The sequence below is a fragment of the Falsiroseomonas sp. genome, assembly GCF_051859025.1.
GTDB lineage: Bacteria > Pseudomonadota > Alphaproteobacteria > Acetobacterales > Acetobacteraceae > Falsiroseomonas.
This window is the reverse complement of record NZ_JBHYGL010000001.1, coordinates 357,322-375,066: the sequence shown is the minus strand read 5'-3', so window position 1 is coordinate 375,066 and position 17,745 is coordinate 357,322. Positions and strand designations below refer to the sequence as shown.

General features: G+C 70.6%; 14 protein-coding genes. 7 read left to right on the top strand and 7 right to left on the bottom strand.

Features of this window, described 5'->3' with window-relative positions:
• Positions 1 to 129: 129 nt before the first annotated feature.
• From ACTIE5_RS01935 to ACTIE5_RS01925, 3 genes are read right to left on the bottom strand one after another with little or no spacing between them, the layout of a single operon-like run.
• On the bottom strand, positions 130 to 1,161 hold the full coding sequence (locus ACTIE5_RS01935; protein WP_439548005.1) for an amino acid ABC transporter substrate-binding protein: 1,032 nt from the start codon (positions 1,159 to 1,161) through the stop codon (positions 130 to 132).
• A complete protein-coding gene (locus tag ACTIE5_RS01930) occupies positions 1,161 to 3,071 on the bottom strand; it encodes a TRAP transporter permease (protein WP_439548004.1) in 1,911 nt (636 codons plus the stop codon). The genes ACTIE5_RS01935 and ACTIE5_RS01930 overlap by 1 nt, the downstream gene beginning before the upstream one ends.
• Positions 3,072 to 3,098: 27 nt before the next feature.
• Positions 3,099 to 4,097, bottom strand: coding sequence for a TAXI family TRAP transporter solute-binding subunit (locus tag ACTIE5_RS01925; protein ID WP_439548003.1), 999 nt, complete (start codon positions 4,095 to 4,097; stop codon positions 3,099 to 3,101).
• A 102-nt stretch (positions 4,098 to 4,199) separates the two neighbouring features.
• Here ACTIE5_RS01925 and ACTIE5_RS01920 point away from each other — a divergent pair, with 102 nt between their 5' ends.
• Together ACTIE5_RS01920 and ACTIE5_RS01915 are read left to right on the top strand one after the other, a co-directional pair.
• Positions 4,200 to 5,786, top strand: coding sequence for an ABC transporter substrate-binding protein (locus tag ACTIE5_RS01920; protein ID WP_439548002.1), 1,587 nt, complete (start codon positions 4,200 to 4,202; stop codon positions 5,784 to 5,786).
• A 206-nt stretch (positions 5,787 to 5,992) separates the two neighbouring features.
• Positions 5,993 to 7,717 (top strand): ABC transporter ATP-binding protein, encoded by a 1,725-nt coding sequence (locus ACTIE5_RS01915; protein WP_439548001.1) that lies wholly within the window; start codon positions 5,993 to 5,995, stop codon positions 7,715 to 7,717.
• Positions 7,718 to 7,875: 158 nt separating this feature from the next.
• On the opposite strand, the gene ACTIE5_RS01910 is transcribed toward ACTIE5_RS01915, so the two are convergent.
• Positions 7,876 to 8,466, bottom strand: a complete 591-nt coding sequence (locus ACTIE5_RS01910; RefSeq protein WP_439548000.1) for a TetR/AcrR family transcriptional regulator — start codon at positions 8,464 to 8,466, stop codon at positions 7,876 to 7,878.
• 96 nt (positions 8,467 to 8,562) lie between these two features.
• Between ACTIE5_RS01910 and ACTIE5_RS01905 the strand changes: the two genes are divergently transcribed.
• From ACTIE5_RS01905 to ACTIE5_RS01885, 5 genes are all read left to right on the top strand, one after another.
• On the top strand, positions 8,563 to 9,705 hold the full coding sequence (locus ACTIE5_RS01905; RefSeq protein ID WP_439547999.1) for a hypothetical protein: 1,143 nt from the start codon (positions 8,563 to 8,565) through the stop codon (positions 9,703 to 9,705).
• Between the two features lie 50 nt (positions 9,706 to 9,755).
• Positions 9,756 to 10,589, top strand: a complete 834-nt coding sequence (locus tag ACTIE5_RS01900; protein ID WP_439547998.1) for a transporter substrate-binding domain-containing protein — start codon at positions 9,756 to 9,758, stop codon at positions 10,587 to 10,589.
• Positions 10,590 to 10,677: 88 nt separating this feature from the next.
• Complete coding sequence (locus ACTIE5_RS01895) at positions 10,678 to 11,112, top strand: CBS domain-containing protein (protein WP_439547997.1); 435 nt, start codon at positions 10,678 to 10,680, stop codon at positions 11,110 to 11,112.
• A 127-nt stretch (positions 11,113 to 11,239) separates the two neighbouring features.
• Entirely contained in the window at positions 11,240 to 11,683 is a 444-nt protein-coding gene (locus ACTIE5_RS01890) for a CBS domain-containing protein (protein WP_439547996.1), read from the top strand.
• 73 nt (positions 11,684 to 11,756) lie between these two features.
• Positions 11,757 to 12,737: a Bug family tripartite tricarboxylate transporter substrate binding protein gene (locus tag ACTIE5_RS01885; protein WP_439547995.1), complete on the top strand. Its 981-nt coding sequence runs from the start codon at positions 11,757 to 11,759 to the stop codon at positions 12,735 to 12,737.
• A gap of 97 nt (positions 12,738 to 12,834) precedes the next feature.
• Here ACTIE5_RS01885 and ACTIE5_RS01880 read toward each other — a convergent pair whose 3' ends face one another.
• The 3 genes from ACTIE5_RS01880 to pdxY form a co-directional block, all read right to left on the bottom strand.
• On the bottom strand, positions 12,835 to 13,398 hold the full coding sequence (locus ACTIE5_RS01880; protein WP_439547994.1) for a DedA family protein: 564 nt from the start codon (positions 13,396 to 13,398) through the stop codon (positions 12,835 to 12,837).
• A gap of 120 nt (positions 13,399 to 13,518) precedes the next feature.
• Positions 13,519 to 16,581 (bottom strand): autotransporter outer membrane beta-barrel domain-containing protein, encoded by a 3,063-nt coding sequence (locus ACTIE5_RS01875; protein ID WP_439547993.1) that lies wholly within the window; start codon positions 16,579 to 16,581, stop codon positions 13,519 to 13,521.
• A 104-nt stretch (positions 16,582 to 16,685) separates the two neighbouring features.
• Entirely contained in the window at positions 16,686 to 17,573 is an 888-nt protein-coding gene (gene pdxY / locus ACTIE5_RS01870) for a pyridoxal kinase PdxY (protein WP_439547992.1), read from the bottom strand.
• Between the last annotated feature and the right edge of the window lie 172 nt (positions 17,574 to 17,745).

The following is a 17,745-nucleotide window of genomic DNA, read 5'->3' as shown; positions in this document are numbered from 1 at the left end:
AATAGATGCAGAAAGGGAGGGGGGCACTTCGGCCCCCCTCCCTTTCTGCATGTAAAGTCCCGGCGGGGCCCGGGGGGCGCCACGCCCCCCGGCGGGGGTGCAGGGGGCAGAGCCCCCTGCAAGCGCGCCCTACCTGATCGGCGGCGCGTACATCAGCCCGCCGCGCGTCCACAAATCGTTCACGCCGCGCGGCAGGCCCACGGGCGATCCGGCGCCGAGGTGGCGGTCGAAGATCTCGCCGTAGTTCCCCACGGCCTTGATGGCGTTGTAGGCCCAACGCCGGTCGAGCCCCATGAAGGGCCCGTGGTCGCCGGAGACGCCCAGCAGGCGGCGCACATCGGGGCGTTCGCTGCGCAGCATCTCATCCACATTGGCCTGCGTCACGCCAAGCTCCTCGGCCTCGATCAGGGCGAAGATCGTCCAGCGCACGATGTCGAACCACTGGTCATCCCCCTGCCGCACCGCGACGCCGAGCGGTTCCTTCGAGATGAGGTCGGGCAGCACGATGTGCTCCGCCGGGTTGCGCAGCGCGGTGCGCGTGCCGGCGAGCTGGGAGGCATCCGTGGTGAAGACGTCGCAGCGGCCGGACTGGTAGGCCAGGCGCGTCTCGTCATTGTTCTCGAACACCAGCGGGCGGACGGTCAGCCGGTTCGCTCGCGCCCAATCCGCCAGGTTGAGTTCGCTGGTGGTGCCGGCGGTGACGCAGAAGGTCGCGCCATCCAGCTGCGTGGCGCGCGTGACGTTCAGGCTGCGGCGGATCAGGAAGCCCTGGCCATCGTAGAAATTCACGGCCGTGAAGTTCAGGCCATTCGCCGTGTCGCGCGAATGGGTCCAGGTGGTGGTGCGGGGCAGCACATCGATCTGCCCGGCCTGCAGCGCCGTCATCCGGGTGGAGGAGGTGAGCGTGGTGAAGCGCACCTTCGATCCATCGCCCAGCACGGCGGCCGCGACGGCACGGCAGGTATCGGCATCCAGCCCCGCATAATTGCCGCGGCTATCCATCACGCCGAAGCCCGGCGCGCCGGGATGCCCGCCGCAATCCACCACGCCCTTGGCGCGCACGGCCGTCAGCGTCGGCCCGGCGGAGACGACGCCCTGCGCCACCGCCGGCAGCGCCGTGGCGGCCAGCGCGACCAATGCGGCCAATGTCCTGCGGATCATCACGTCCCTCCCCGATCGAGGCGCGCGGTTCGTGCCGCGGCCCATTGGAATCCCGCGATCCCGCCGAGCACGGCGACACCGATCCCGAAACGCACGACATCGTCCAGCACATGCGCGAATGCGGCGACCAGGCCCGCCACCATCATCGCGATGCGCAGCGGCCAGCCGGTACTCGCCAGCAGGAAGCCCGCATAGCTGGCCGTGATCAAGGTGAGCGCCACCAACTGGATGCCCGTCGCCAGGAAGATGTCCGTGAACGACCCGCGCAGCATGATCCCGGGGTCGTAGATGAAGGCGAAGCCCACCGTGAAGCCGGCGATGCCGAAGCGCGTGGCGTGCACGCTGGTGATGGTGGGGCTGGCCTTGGCGATGGCCGCCGCCGCGAAGGCCGCCGCCGCCACCGGTGGCGTCGCATCCGCAATCACGGCGAAGTAGAAGACGAAAAGATGGGCCGCCAGCGGGTCCACGCCGATGCTGCGGCCGAGTTCCAGCACCTGCGGCACGCCGATCGCGGCCGCGATGATGTAGGCCGGCGTCGTCGGGATGCCGAGGCCGAGCACCAGCACCGTCAGCGCCAGCAGCACCAGCAGCAGGCCGAGGTTGCCGTCCGCCAGGCCCTTGATGATGCCGCCGAAGGCCACGACCATGCCGGTCGCCGTCAGCGCGGAGACGACGATGCCCGCGCCGGCGATGGAGACCGCGAGCGGCGCCATGGTCAGGCCCGCCTGCGCGAAACTCTCCCCGATGTCTCGCAGGCTCATCCGCGTGCGCTTCTTCAGCATGGCGACGACGACCATGGCGACGGTGGCGCAGAAGGCGGCGTAGTTGCCGGACCAGCGTTCCGCCATCATCCAGACCAGGACCGCGATCGGCAGCACCAGGTGGACATCCGCCAGGACTTCCCGCCAGGCGGGGATATCCTTCAGGGCCATGCCGGTCATGCCCTTCTTCTTCGCCTCGAAATGCACGGCGGAGAGGATGGCGAAGTAGTAGAGCACCGCGCCGATGGCGGCGGCGACGATGATGTCGCCATAGGGAATGTTGGTGATCTCCGCCATCACGAAGGCGGCCGCGCCCATCACCGGTGGCATCAGAGCGCCGCCGACGGATGCCGCACTCTCGATACCCCCCGCGACGGCCGGCTTGTAGCCAATGCGCTTCATCAGCGGGATCGTCATCGCCCCCGTGGTGATGACGTTGGAGACGGAGGAACCGCTCATCGTCCCGAAGAGGCCGGAGGTGATGACGGCGACCTTGGCCGGCCCGCCGGTGTAGCGGCCGGCGGCGGCGGCGCCGAGGTTGCTGAACAGCCGCCCCGTGCCGCTGCCCTGCATGAAGCTGCCGAACAGGATGAAGACGGCGATGGTGGTGGCGACGATGCCCGTCAGCGGGCCATAGACGCCGCCCGCCGTCGGCACCAGCCAGGCGGATTCGACGATCTCCTGCGGCGTGAAGGGGCGCGCATTGAAGATGCCCGGGACCAGGTAGCCCCACTGCATGTAGGCGAGCGAGCCCGCCACCATCCAGGCCAGGCCAGGCTCCACCGCGCGGCGCGTCGCTTCCAGCAGCGTGACGATGCAGGTGATGCCCAGCGCCATCATCATGGGCGTGAAGGGATCGACGTATTCCATGCGGTCCGCGACCGCCATCCAGTTCCACATGACCCAGGCATGGGGCACCGCACTCGCGATGGCCCAGCCCCAGTCGAACAGCGATGGCCGCGTGGCCGGCGATTTCCCGGGCCGAGCCGGATACAGAAGAAACAGGATCGGCACGAAGACGAGCAGGTGGAACCCGCGCATCTGGATGGGTTCGGGGAAGCCCACCGCGCCGAAATAGAGATGGACCGCGGCAGCCGCCGCGGCCCATGCCCAGCACACCCACTTCAGTGGGCCCGAAAGGTCACGCATTCCGGCGTGCGAGGATCAGGGTGCCCCTCAGGCCGGCATCACGCCGGCTTCGCGGAAGGCGCGCGCGGCGCCGGGGTGCAGCGGCAGGCCGTTGTACTTCCAGGCCTCCCGCGGGTTGAAGGCGGCGCAGGATGCGTGGATCTGCGTCAGCCGCGGCCCGGCATTCTTGATGAGGGTCCGCGTGATGCCATGGGCCACGGGCTCTGGCAGGGAATTGTGGACCATGATGACGGTGTCCATCGTCGTCACCATCATGTCCTGCGTCTGGCCGAGGCTGGGGTAGGTGTTCGCCGGCAGCAGGCCCTGGTTGTAGGCGAAGGTATCCTGCAGGTGCTTGCGCACATCCTCCGGCCAGGCAACCAGGCGCGTCGCGCGGCGGCCCTGGCCGATCTCGGTCAGGATCGCGGCCGGCTTGGCCAGCGCGCAATACAGGTAGTCCACCTGCCCGTCATTGTAGGCCGCCGCGATATCCGCATAGGACCCGTTGAGGTAGCGGCCGCCGGAATTGCGGATGGCATCCGGGCTGGTGCCGAGGAAGCGGAGGATGCGCTGCAGCGTCATCTCATCCGTGCTGGACCGCTGCGGGCAGGCGATGCGCAGGCCACGCTGGGTCAGGATCTCCCGCATCCCCTCCGGCCCCGCATCGGCGCGGCGGATCAGATTGTGCTCGGTCGGGCTGTAGCCGACGCCAAGGGAGGAGATGTTCTCATGCTTGGCCGTGTAGGGTTCCTCGCCCCGCGCGGCGGCGGCGGCAAAGGCATCGATGCCGAAGCCGACCTGGGACTGGTTGTTGTTCACGCGGGTGGAATTGGCGAGACCGCCGCCCGGCACGACGCGCAGCCGGATCTGCGGATTCTCCTCCGCGATCAGCGAGGAGAAGCCGGCGGCGATGGTGTACCATCCGCCGCCGACCGACCCCGCGACGAATTCGAAGGTCTGCTGCGCCTGTGCGGTCCGCACGAAAGGCGATGCCAGCGCGGCGGCGGCACCCAGCAGCGCGGCGCGGCGCGGAACGAACAGGGCCATGATCTTTTCTCTCCCAACCTGAGGCCGGGATCATGCGCGGCATTGCGCGCGCTGGGCAAGGCCCGGCATCCTTGCCTCTCCGTAAGCCGGGAGTCTCCCTCGATGCGCCGCCGTACGCTGCTGACCACCCTCGCCGCCGCCCCCCTCGCCGCCCGCGCCGCCCCTGCCCTTGCCCAGGGCAGCGCCGCGACCACGCTGCGCTACATGCCGCAGGCGGACGTCACCTCCATCGACCCGATGAGCACGACGAGCTACGGCGTGCGCAACCACGGCCACATGTGCTGGGACACGCTCTACGGCCCGGACGAGAATTTCGTCATCCGCCCGCAGCTCGCCGCCGGGCACATGGTGGAGGATGACGGGCTGCGCTGGATCTTCACGCTGCGGCCCGGCGTTCGCTTCCACGACAACGAACCGGTCCGCGCGCGCGACGCCGTCGCCTCCATCCAGCGCTGGTGGGCGCGGGACACGCTGGGCCAGACGCTGCGGGACCGGACGGACGCGATCACGGCGCTGGACGACCGGCGCTTCGAGATCCGCCTGAAGCAGCGCTTCGGCCCGATGCTGGAAGCACTCGGCAAGCCCAGCTCCTACCCCTGCTTCATCTTCCCCGAACGCTTCGCCACCGTCGATCCCGCCCGCCCCTTCACGGAAGTCGTGGGGTCGGGCCCCTATCGCTGGGTGGCCGCCGAACGCCTCTCCGGCGCCCGCGCCGTCTACCAGCGGTTCGACGGCTATGTTCCGAACCCCGCCGCGCCCAGCCTGCTCGGCGGCGCCAAGATGGCGCATTTCGAACGCGTGGTCTTCAACTGGATCCCGGATGCCGGCACCGCCGCCGCCGCGCTGCAATCCGGCGAGATCGACATGTACGAACAGGTGGCGCCGGACCTGCGCGGCCTGCTCGCCCGCCACCGCGACGTGGTGCTGGACCGCGTCGATACCGGCGGCCTGGTAGCGCATCTCCGCTTCAACCAGCTGCACGCGCCCTTCGATGACCCTGCCGTGCGCCGCGCGCTGCTGCATTCCATCAACCAGTCCGACTTCATGACCTCCATCATGGGCAATGACCGGCGCCTCTGGTCCGACGGCATCGGCGCCTTCCCCACCGCATCGCCGCTGGCGAATGACGAGGGGATCGCCGCCATGACATCCCCCCGCAGCGTGGACCGCGCGCGCGAAGCGCTGCGCGCCGCCGGCTACGCCAACACGCCCGTCACCGTCCTGCACCCCACCGACGTCACCAACAACAACACCATGACCACGGTGCTGACGGATGTGCTGAAGCGCAGCGGGCTGAACGCCGACAGCGCGACCAGCGACTGGGCCACCGTCCTGCAGCGCCGCGCCAACCAGAATCCGCCCGGCCAGGGCGGGTGGAACGCCCTCATCGTCCTGTTCGGCGGCGTGGACCTGGCCAACCCCGGCGTCCACCCGCTGCTGCGCGGCAATGGCCGCCAGGCCTGGTTCGGCTGGCCCACCAGCCCCACCCTCGAAACGCTGCGCGACGAATGGCTCGCCGCCCCGGACCTCGATGCGCAGAAACCCATCGCGCGCCGCGTGCAGGCAGCGCTGTGGCAGGACGCACCCTACATCCCGCTCGGCCAGTACTACACCGACGCCGCCTGGCGCCGCGGGCTGGTGGGGATCCAGAAGGGGATGACACTGCCGCTGAACATTCGCCGCGGGTGAACGCGCTGTGCGAGAGGGACGCTGTCCCTCTCGCGCTCTCCCTGCCAGGGGCCAGCGGGCCCCTGGACCCCAGGCTTTTCATCGATGGGTGATGGGAGGGGGTTCCAAGGGGCCGCTGCCCCTTGGCGGGTGGGGCGCGGGGAGGGCAGAGCCCTCCTCGCACAACCCGTTTGCACCCGGCGCATGCCCGGGTGTATCGCCCCCTCATGATCCGACAGTTCGCGCAGTTCTACCGGCCGCATATGCGGCTGGTCTTCATCGCTTTCGGCTGTGCCGCGGCGTCCGGCTTGCTGGAGCTCGGCTTTCCCATGGCCGTGCGGGCTTTCATCGATCACCTGCTGCCGCGGCAGGACATGCAGGTGGTGGGGTTGGCGATCGCGGGTCTGCTCGCGGTGTATCTGCTGAATGCGGTGCTGATGGCGGTCGTCACCTATTGGGGCCATGTGCTCGGCATCGCGATCGAGACGGAGTTGCGCGCCCGCGCCTTCGATCACCTGATGCGCCTGTCCCACCGCTTCTATGATGAGGAGAAGACCGGCCACCTCGTCGGCCGCGTGACGAAGAACCTGGAGGATATCGGGGAGGTCGCGCATCACGGGCCGGAAGATCTGCTGATCGCGCTGCTGACCTTCGCCGGCGCCTTCGCGCTGATGGTGATGGTGAGCCCGCAACTGGCCCTGCTGACGGCGCTGATCGTCCCCATCATCGGCTGGGCCGTCGCGCATTTCGGCGGCAGGATGACGGGCAATTGGCAGGCGCAGTTCCGGCGCGTCGGCGCCTTCAATGCGCGGATCGAGGAAGCGGTCGGCGGCATCCGCGTGGTCAAGGCCTTCGCGAATGAGGCGCATGAGAAGCGCCTGTTCGCCGCCGACAATGCCGGCTACCAGCGCACCAAGCTCGACGCCTATCGCATCATGGCCATCGGCACGACCTTCAACTACCTCGGCATGCGGCTGGTGCAGCTGGTGGTGATGCTGGCGGGCGCGGTGTTCATCGTGGGCGGCAGCCTCACCATCGGCGATTTCGTCGCCTTCCTGCTGCTGGTGAACGTGTTCTACCGGCCGCTCGAGAAGATCAACGCGGTCATCGAGACCTACCCCAAGGGCATCGCCGGCTTCCGCAGCTACCTCGATCTGATGGCGACGAAGCCGGAGATCGAGGACGCGCCCGATGCCCTGCCCGCCCCCGCCTTGCGCGGCGCGGTGCGGTTCGAGGGCGTGAGCTTCGGCTACGACCCCGCCCGCCCCGTGCTGCGCGGCATCGACCTGGCGGTGGAGCCCGGCCAGACCATCGCCCTCGTCGGTCCCTCCGGCGCCGGGAAGACCACGCTGTGCTCCCTGCTGCCGCGCTTCTACGATGTGCAGGCGGGGCGCATCACCATCGATGGCATCGACATCCGGCGCATGACACTGTCCTCGCTCCGCGCCCAGATCGGCCTGGTGCAGCAGGATGTCTTCCTGTTCGCCGGCACGATGCGGGAGAACATCGCCTATGGCCGCCTCGGTGCCTCGGATGAGGAGATCATGCAGGCGGCGCGGCGCGCACGGCTGGATGCGCTGATCGCGGAGATGCCGGCGGGCCTCGACACGCTGATCGGGGAGCGTGGCGTGAAGCTCTCCGGCGGGCAGAAGCAGCGCATGGCGATCGCGCGCATCTTCCTGATGAATCCGCCGATCCTGGTATTGGATGAGGCGACGAGCGCGCTGGACACGGAGACGGAGCGCGCGATCCAGCTGGCACTGTCCGAACTGGCACAGGGCCGCACGACGCTGGTCATCGCCCACCGCCTGGCGACGATCCGCGACGCCGACCGCATCGTGGTGGTCACGGCCGACGGCATCGCCGAACAGGGCACGCACCAGGATCTGCTCGCGCGGCCTGGGCCGTACCGGCGCCTGCATGAGGCGCAGTTCGCGGACCAGGCTTCCTAGGGTCCAAACCCAGTCATCTGCCGGGCGCCTGGCCGGTCTCGCGCGGCATCCGCGGCGTCAGGCCACTTGCCGATGCAACCAGCATCGGCGGCGCGCCCCTCCTTGCGGCCTGCCACGCGAGACCGGCCATCCGCCTCGGGTCTGACTGGGTTTGGACCCTAGCCCGGCGTCGCCAGGCCCCGCGCCAGGGCCAGCACCACGGTGGAAAGCTGCGCCCGCAGCGCTGGCAGGGGCGTCGTCTCCAGCTTCTCATCGAGGCCGAGGGAGACGATGCCATGGACGGCCGCGAAGACGGACCGTGCCAGCGCCTCGCGCTCCGCCCCCGGCATGAGCGCGGCGAGCGGCGCCTCCACATGGCGGAACACCCGGGCGCGCTGGGCGCGATAGGCGGCGGGCACCTCAGCCTCCGAGGGCAGCCGATGCTCGAACAGCGCGGCCCAGCGCGGGCGATGCGCCGCCGCCCATTCGAGATAGGCGAGCGAGAGGGCCAGGATGCGCTGGGCCGGGTCCGCCCCCTCACCCGCGGCGCCCGACATCGCCGCATCCAGCAGATCCAGCGTCCGCGCCTGCACGGCGAAGACCAGCGCATCGAGGTCGGGGAAGTGCAGGTAGATGGCGCCGAGCGAACAGCCGGCCTCCTTCGCCAGGTCGCGCGCCTTCAGCGCGGCCAGGCCCCCTTCGGCGATCCGGCGCTCGGCGATGTCGATCAGGGCGGCGCGCAGCGCGGCCTGGCGGTCGGTGGTGGACATGGGGGGCAGCATAGCGGTTGAACGGCGTTCAGAAAACGATTGAACAACGTTCATCGTGATGGCATAGCGCATTGAACGTTGTTCATGGAACCCATCATGCACCCGATCCTCACCCCACCCACCCCCGCGGCGCGGCGAGCGCCGGACCTGCTTGACGGGCTGAAGGACCTCGTGACGGCGGTCGCCGGCGTCATCCTGACCTTCATCATGCTGGAACAGGCCTCCTGGTTCGGCCTGCCCTGGCAGGTCCGGCAGGTCATCGGCCTGGCATTGCTGGCCGCCATTCCCGCCATGCTGCTCATCGCGCTGCCGCTGAAGACGCTGAAGCTGGGTTGCGGGCGGGATGCGCTGATGCCCTTCGCCATCGTCCATGCGGTGGCGATCATCGTCTCCGTGCCCGCCTTGCTGGGGCCGGGGCTGCCGACGGTGTTGATGACCTTCGTCCCGCCCATCGGCGCGTTGCTGCTGGTGGTGTTGAACATCGCCCTGGGCTTGGCCGTCTGGTGGCCCGCCTTCCTGGTGGCGCGGGTCACGGGGCGGCGGCGTCCGGCGCTGCTGCTGGCCGCGGCGGTCTTCGCGGCCCTCGCCATCCCGCCGGGCCTGGCCTCCCGCCTGGTGGCGGAGCGGGAGGCCGCGCCGCTGCGCGCCGGCGATGTCGCCGGGCGGCTGGAAGGCGCCGCACCGAACCGGCTGGAAATCGCCGTGACCTCGGTCGCGGAACGGGGCTCGCCGCAGCCCTTCCGGGATGCGCGCTGCGACACGCTGTGCGAGGGCCTTCTGCGCTCCGGCCAGGTGGACCGGCTGCGCATCACCTGGCAGGCGCCGGATGCGCCGCCGCGGAGCATCATCTACGCCGCCGGCGCGCCCGAGACCTGCCGCGCGGGGCGGCCCTGCGTCGCCACGGTCGAGGAGGCGGATTGGGCGCCCTCCCCCCGGCTGTCGGTGACGGAAACCACCCTCCCGGGGCCGCGCGTCGGGGACCGCCGCGGCAGCCGCCTGGTGACGCGCTTCGAGGTCACGCTGCCCGATGATGGGGGCGACCGCCTGGTCGCGCGGTCCACCATGGTGCGCGCGGCGGTGGTCACCATGCCGGTGCTGGTGGACTACAACTGGGTGGACCACCAGACCGCGGTCGTCGGCGTCTCTCGCCTGCACCGGGTGATGAACCCCATCGAGATGCGGGACCTCCTCGTCAACACGCTGGGCTACGCCGTGCCGCCCGATCAACGGCCTTCCTGACCGCGCCGCGCGAGGCCATGCTGCGCGCAACACCAACGGGAGGAACCGCCATGCTCCGACGCAGCCTGCTGGCCGCCGCCGCGCTTCTCGCCGCTCGCCCCTTGTTTTCCCCCGGGGCCTTTGCCCAGCCCGCCGATGCCGCGACGCGGGCGCAGCTTCTCCCCGCCGGGCGCCTTCGGGTCGGCATCGGCGTCGGCCCCGCGGCTTCCGCCTTCTGGGCCATGCGCCAGCCCGATGGCACGGCGCGGGGCGTGACGGTGGCGCTGGCGCAGGAAGCCGCCAGCCGGCTCGGCGTGCCGCTCGACCTGCTGCTGCTGAACTCCTCCGGTGAGGTGGTGGAGGCCGGGGCCACGGCGACGCCGGCCTGGGACCTCTCCTTCATGCCCGTCGATGCCGAACGGGTGGCCAGGCTCGATTTCGGGCCGGACTACTACCTCTCCACCAGCACCTACCTGGCGCCGGCGGGCAGCCCGCTGGCCAGCGTGGAGCAGGCGAACACGCCGGGCATCCGGCTCTGGGGCGTTGCCAACACGACCACCATCCGCGCCAGCCAGCGCACCGCGCCCCGCGCCACCATCACCGCCGCCGCCAGCCTGGACCAGGTGATGGCGGCGATCGCGCGCGGCGAGGTCGATGGCGTGGCGCTGGGGCGTGAATCGCTGGACAGCCTGCTGCCCCGCCTGCCCGGCGCGCGGATCCTGGACGGGCATTTCCACGCGCTCGGCACCGCCATCGTCGTGCCGCGCAACCGGCCGTTGTCGCACGCCTGGGCCACCGCCTTCATCGAAACGGCCAAGGCCGATGGCACGGTGCGGCGCGCACTGGATGCGATGGGCATCACCGGCCCGGTGGCGCCGGCGGGCAGCCGCACCGCGGGGGCCTGAATAGTGTTGCAACGGGATGACGCGGGGGGATACACCGCCCGCGGTTGAGCAAGGCGACAGCATCGTTCGAAGGGAAGGACCCCGGACCATGTCGATCGCCCATGTTTTGCGTCACAAGGGAAATGCGGTCATCACCGTCCGGCCGGACACATCGGCCGGCGATGCCGCGCGGCTGCTCGCCGGCCACGGGATCGGCGTGCTGCTGGTGCGCGATGATGGCGGCGCCATCCTCGGCCTGCTGTCGGAATCCGATATCGTCCGGGCCGTCGCCGCGCGGCCCCGTGGCGTCGCGGGGCTCGACGTCGCCGCGCTGATGCTGCGCGACCCGCTGCTGGTGCGGCCGGAGACCTCGATCCCCGTCGCCATCGACCTGCTGGCGGAAGGCGGCCAGCGGCATCTGCCGGTGGTGGATGCGGGCGGCGCGCTGGTCGGCATCCTGGGCCTGGCGGATCTGGTCCGGCACCGCGCACCCGCCGATGGCGGCACGCATACGGAGCGGCGGCCGCGCGGCCCCCTGCACTGAACGCCACCATTTGAGATTTCCGCCGGAAATCGGCGGCCCGCAACATTGCGGAAACGTGAACCCTACCGATATGCGCCACGCGGAGGGGAACGCACACTAAGGGCCGGCGCAGGGAGCGCTCATAACCATGAACATCGAAGCCGTATTGCGGCTGACGAGCCATGGGGTCATCGCGGTGTCGCCGGAAAGTCCGGTGGCGGAAGCAGCGAGGTTGATCGCGGCACACCGCATCGGCGCGGTGGTGGTGCAGGACCGCGGCGGCAACGCCATCGGCCTGCTCTCCGAATTCGACATCGTCCGCATCGTGGCCGAACGCCGTGCCGGCATCCGCGGCCTGGCGGCGGAGGATGCGATGCGCCGTACGCCCATCTCCGTCCTGCCCGATACCAGTGTTGCGGATGCCATCGCGATGATGGCCGATGGCGATCTGCGCCACCTGCCCGTCTGCACGCGGGATGGCCGTCTGCTCGGCCTGGTCGGGCTGCGCGACCTGCTGCGCCACCGGCCCGACCCCGCCGCCCATCCGGGTGCCGCCGAGGGCCAGGACAACAGCCGCGCCTATGTGAACTGAACGCGGCGCCACTTTTGCCTGCCCCCGGCGCGCAGCCCGCGCTGGCGGGCCCGCGCTTTCCGGAGACGCCTTGATGATTCAACGCCGCCTGCTGCTCGGCACCCTTGCCGCGCCCCTGTTCGCGCCTGCCCTGGCGCGGGCCCAGACCCCCGCCTGGACACCCGATCGCCCGCTGCGGCTGCTGATCGGCTTCCCGCCCGGCGGTGCCTCCGATGCCGCCGTCCGCATCATCCAGCCCAGGCTTTCGGCACTGCTCGGCCAGACGGTGGTGGTGGACAACCGCGCCGGCGCCGGCGGCAATCTGGCGGCGGAGGCCGCGGCGCGCAGCGCGCCGGATGGCACCACCCTCGTTTCCGCCAATATCGGCACCCTCGCGGTGAACCCGGCGCTGGTGCGGCAGATGCCCTTCCATCCCGTGAACGATTTGGCGCCGCTGTCGCTGATCTTCAACGCGACCAATGTCCTCGTCGTGCCCTCCTCCCGCCCCTGGCGCAGCGTGGCGGAGCTGGTGGCGGCGGCGAAGGCGCGGCCCGATACCATCACCTACGGCACGGGCGGCGTCGGATCGCCCGGGCATCTCTGCGGCATCCTGGTGGACAAGCTGGCGGGCACGCGCACCGTCTCCGTCCCCTATCGCGGCGGCGGGCCGCAGATGCTGGGGCTGGTGGCGGGGGAGCATGATTTCTCCTTCTCCCCGATGGGCACCGTGACCAGCCACATCGCGGCCGGCACGATCCGCGCGCTCGGCGTCTCCACCCGCGCCCGCGCGCCGGAACTGCCCGACGTGCCGACGATGATCGAGGCCGGGCTGGCGGATTACGAGGTGCTGAACTGGGACGGCATCCTGGTGCCGCGCGCGACGCCGGCGCCGATCCGCCAGCGCCTGGGCGACGCCATCCGCCAGGTGCTGGCGGAGCCAGAGATCGTGGCCGACTTCGCCAGGCGCGGCCTGACGCCCCGCCCGACCAGCGAAGCCGCCTTCGCCGCGCAATTGGCCGCGGACAGCGAGACCTGGCAGGGCCTGATCCGCGCGGCGGGCATCGAGCCGAGCTGATGACAAAGGCCCGGCCTTGCGGCCGGGCCTTCTGTCGTAACCGTAACCGTTTCGTCACAACCCGGGATTGCCGCCACTCGCGCCCTGGTCGCGGATTTCAGGTCGGCTGGATCGCCGCCCGGCGCCGGCGCCACCACCAGCGCGCCACGAAGAAGCCGAGCACGGTGAAGGCGATGCCACCGATGGCCCAGAAGATGTTCTCCACGCCCAGCCAGGCGCCCAGGAACCACCCCGCCCCCACGAAGCTCGCGGCCCAGACGCCGGCGCCGATGAAGTTGAGGATGGCGAAGCGGCGATAGGACAGCCCCGCCATGCCGCAGGCCGCCGCGGCGACGTTGCGGATGCCGTAGAGGAAGCGGAAGCTCAGGATGAAGTAGGCGCCGTATTTGTGCAGCAGGATGGAAGCGCGTTCGAAATGCTTGCGCGCCTTGGGCATCCGTTCCAGCAGCCGCGGGCCGAATTTCCAGCCGAGGTAGAACCAGCACTGGTCCCCGCAGAAGGATCCGAACCAGGCGGAGAGCATGAGCAGCCAGGGATCGATGAGCCCGGTCGCCGAACCGACGGCCGCCGCGGCGATGACGAAGGTCTCGCCCTCGAGGAACGCCCAGAGGAACACGCCGAGATAGGCGAGTGAGCCCCAATCCTCCCAGATTTGTGCCAAACCTGCTCTCCCGCTCGTGATGAGCATGACTGATATGCAGGATGATGAAAAGACATCCAGAGAGCATTAATGCGGCGTCACATTTAAGACAGGTGCGGCAATAAGCTCAGAATTCGTTCCTCAGAATTCGTATCGCAGCCGCGCCGTCCCGCCGATGCTGGTCACGTTGCCGCTGAACTCGCCCTCCATCCGGCTGTGCAGCGTGATGCGGTCGGCCAGCGTCACCTCCAGCCCCGCCCCCACCAGCGCCGCGTTGCGGTCCGGCCGCGCGCCCGTCGTCACGAAGCTGGTGCTGCGTTCGCCGGCGAAGTTGGACAGCATGCCCGCTTCCCGATCCAGGTAATGCGCCCAGGCCAGGCGCCCCACCAGCCGCAGGTTCAGGCCGAGCGACCGGCCCAGCATGCTGGTCTGCCCGACCTCATACTCGCCGCCCAGCCCGATCTCCGTCCGGGTCGTCGCCTGGGTGGCGGGCTGCACCGTCAGCGCCGCGGCCGCGGCACCGCCCGTGGCGGTTTCCGAATAGCCGTCGCTCCGCGTCCAATGGCCCTGGTAGGCGAAGGCGGGGATGGGCGTGAAGCCGCCGATCTTCGCCATCTCATAGGCGGCCTCGACGCGCGTGGACCAGGTCTGCGGCACCGTCTCCGCCCGCGCGGCGCCGTTGAGGTAGCTGAGCGAGCGGCTGGTATCGGCCTCCATCCGCGTATGGCTGCCGGCGAAGCCCAGGAAGAGCGGGCCGAACCAGTGGGAGCCGAAGAGGCCGCCCTGCGCCACCTCCCCGCTCGCCCGTCCCTGCCCGCCATCCAGCGTCGCCTCCCCCTGCCCGCCCGCGAACGCGAAGCCGAAGGTGGTCCCGGCGCCGAGGCGCATGTCGGTGCCGACCGCGCTGCCGGCATTGCGGGTCTGCCGGGTGGAGGAGCCGACCGCACCCTCACCGGCATTGCGGCCATAGCCGCCGATCGCCGCGACCCAGACGGAATAGGGCTGGTCGGAGGATCGCTCCCCCCGCCGCAGGCGCGACCCGTCCAGCATCGCCGCGAGGAACTGCGACGCCGCCTGCTGGCTGATCGCGGCCGGCGCGGTGCCGGCTTCGCCCGTCAGCTGCCGGGCGGCGGCGCGCGTCTGGCCGGCGGGGGCGTTGAGCACGCCGAAGAAGGGGTTGGCATCGCCCGACCGCTGGTCCAGCGCATTCGTCACATTGACGACGTTGGTGGGCTCATCCGGCGCCAGCGTCGGCCCCAGCGCCTGGGGCTGCAGCACCAGCGACACGCCGGTGGGCGTCAGCGCGATCAGCGGGTTCACGCCTGGGCCGAAGCTGCCGGTGGTGGAGACGGCATCGAAGGCACCCGTCCGCCCGCCCGTGGCGTTCACCAGCACGAGGGGCGTGTTGAAGGTGAAGCTGCTCCCGATCGGCACCAGTTGCAGCGTGCCCGCCAGCGTCGCGGTGCCGGAGACGTTGATGCGGTCCGCCGCGGCTCCCTGCACCTCCATCACCGTCACCGATCCCGGCTGCAGGACCAGGTTGCCCAGGATTCCCAGCGTGCCGATGGAATTGCCCGGCGCGATGCGGCCCGCGACGCTGGTGGACCCCACCGTGCCGCTGCCGCCGAGCAGCCCGCTTGCCTCCACGCTGACGGGGGAAGCCAGGCTGCCATTCACCAGCAGCGTGCCGCTGCGCACCGTGGTCAGGCCGGTATAGGTGCTGGCGCCCGTCAGCGTCAGCCGCCCGCCATTGTCGATCACCAGGCCGCCGCCCGCGCCGCCCACGGCCTCGCTATCCGTGATGGTGCCGGAGAAGGTGCCGCCCGCCGCGCCGATCGTCAGGGTCGTGCGCCCGAGTTGCACCGTGCCGGCTCCATTGAGCCCGGCGATGCCGGTGGCCCGGCTGGCCACGCCCGATACGTCGAACAAGGTGTCGGCGCCGAGGGTCAGCGCGCTGTTGGCGATCGACCCGGCGCCGGACAGCAGCAGCCCGCCGGCCTCCACCACCGTCGGCCCGGTGAAGCTGTTGACGCCGTCCAGCACCAGCGTGCCCGGGCCCCGGTTCACCAGTGAACCCGCGCCGCTGATGCTGGCGCTGTAGTCCAGGCTGCCGCCATGGTTGAAGGCCAGCGTCGTGCCCGCGGCCAGCGCCACATTGCCGGCGACAAGGCGGGGGAAGCCGCCATCGCCAACGGTCAGCGACCCGCCTTGCAGCGTGATGGTGCCGGTCAGGCTGCTCCCGCCTGTCAGCACCCGCGCCTCATTGCCCGCGAAGGTGACGTTGCCCGTGCCGGTGATGTCCAGCGGCAGCGCGCCGCCCGCGACGGTGCCGATGGTCAGCGTGCCCGTCCCGAAGGTCTCGATCGTGCCGCTGGTGGCCGACAGCGTGCCGAGGGTGAAGGCCGCCATCGGCGCCGAATCGCTGCCCATGCGCAGCGCGCTGCCGGCCACCAGGTTCAGCCGCGCGCCATTGCCGGTCGCGTTGCCGAAGACCTGCAGCGCGCTCCCGCCGCCGCCCAGCGTGATGCGCGCCGTGCCGAGGGAGCCATTGGCACCCACGCGCAGCACCCCGCCCGAGGCCATGCCGATGCTGGCATTGCCGAGGCTCGCCGTGCCCGGCGCGGTCATGTTGACGTCGATCGAGGCCGCGTTGGTGACGGTGGCGTTGCCAAGGCTGGAGGCCCCCAGCAGCGCGATCGGCACGCCATCGATGGTCGCGCTGCCGCCGCTGGCGGTGCCGGAGAACTGCACGAGCGTCGGCCCGCCCGTGCCCCCGCTGACGACGGCATTCCCGAGGCTCGCCCCGTTCTGCAGCACCAGCCGCACCTGGCCGCTGGGATCGGCGGGGCTCAGCAGGATGGTCGGCGCGAAATCGGACGCATTGGCGATGCCGCCGCCGTTCAGCGTCAGCGTGACATCGTTGCCGAAGCCGCCATTCAGGGTGATGGCATAGGCCGGCGCACCGGCCTCGAAGGACAGGGTATCGAAGGCCAGCGGGCGGTTGAGGAAGGTGTTCGTGGTGCCCGAGGCGCCGAAACTGGCCGTGCCGGTCGGCACCGAATCGGGGCTCCAGTTCCCGTTCGATCCGAGGTCCCCGAAGCTGAAGCCGTTCCAGGTGCCGTCCTGCGCCGCGGCGGGCGCGGAGACGAGGGCGAGGCAGCCCAGCAGTGGCGCGATGCCGCCACCCATCCGAAGCCGTGCCATGACGACGCTTCCCCCGCACTGACCACGCGCCGGTCAAGAACCTTGCGCAAGGACGGGAGCTTAGTGGGGCAGGCGCCGAAGCGTTAACGGAATCGAACGGATGGTCAGCAGGCCTCGGCGCGGAACACCCGGCTCGGCGTGACGAATTCCTCCTGCGCCGCCACGGTCAGGATCTCCCGGCTGCCGGCTTCCGCCGTGCGGCGCAGCAGCCCGTAGATGGAGGAAGCGGCGGCGGAGAGCGCGACGGAGGCCTGGCCCCAGCGCAGGCGGTGGAACAGGAAGAGCGCCGCGATGGCATCCCCCGCGCCATTGACGTTCACGGGCAGCAGCGGCGTGCGGACGCGCCAGAACTGCCCGCCATCCGCGGCCAGCAGGTCCATGGCGTCGGCGGGCGTGTCCTCCACCCGAAGGCTTGTCACCAGCACGCAGCGCGGGCCCTTCGCCTGCAACGCCGTCACGGCCCGCTTCGCCTGGTCCAGCGTCGTGACGCTGGTGCCGGCCATCCATTCCAGCTCGAACTGGTTGGGGGTGATGATGTCGGCGGCGGGGATGGCGCGGTCGCGCATGAATTCGGGGATGCCGGGGCGGACGAAGATCCCCCGCCCGACATCGCCGATGACGGGGTCGCAGCAATACATGGCGGCGGGGTTGGCGGCCTTCACCCGTGCGGCGGCATCCAGGATCGCCTCCCCGATCTCCGCCGCGCCCATGTAGCCGGACAGCACGGCATCGCAGCGCGGCAGGGCGCCGCGCTCGGCGATGCCCTCCACCAGCTCCTGGATCAGCTCCGCCCCGAAGACGCTGCCGCGCCAGGCGCCGTAGCCCGTGTGGTTGGAGAACTGGACCGTGTTCACCGCCCAGACCTCCGCCCCCAGCCGCTGCAGCGGGAAGACGGCGGAGGCATTGCCCACATGCCCATAGGCCACCCAGGACTGGATGGAGAGGATGTTCAGCGGGCGCCCCGAGTCGGAGGGGGAGGTGGCCTGGTTCATGCGCGTGGTCCTGCTTCCCGCCCCGCTATGGCGCCGGCGGGCGGCGCTGATCAACCCCGGGATGCCGCGGCCGGCGGGATGGCGGGCCCCGCCACGCCAACGGTTGCGCCAAACCACGCCCTACCCTATAGCGCGCCTTCCCAGTGCCTGCCGGTCACCGTCGGCGGGACCA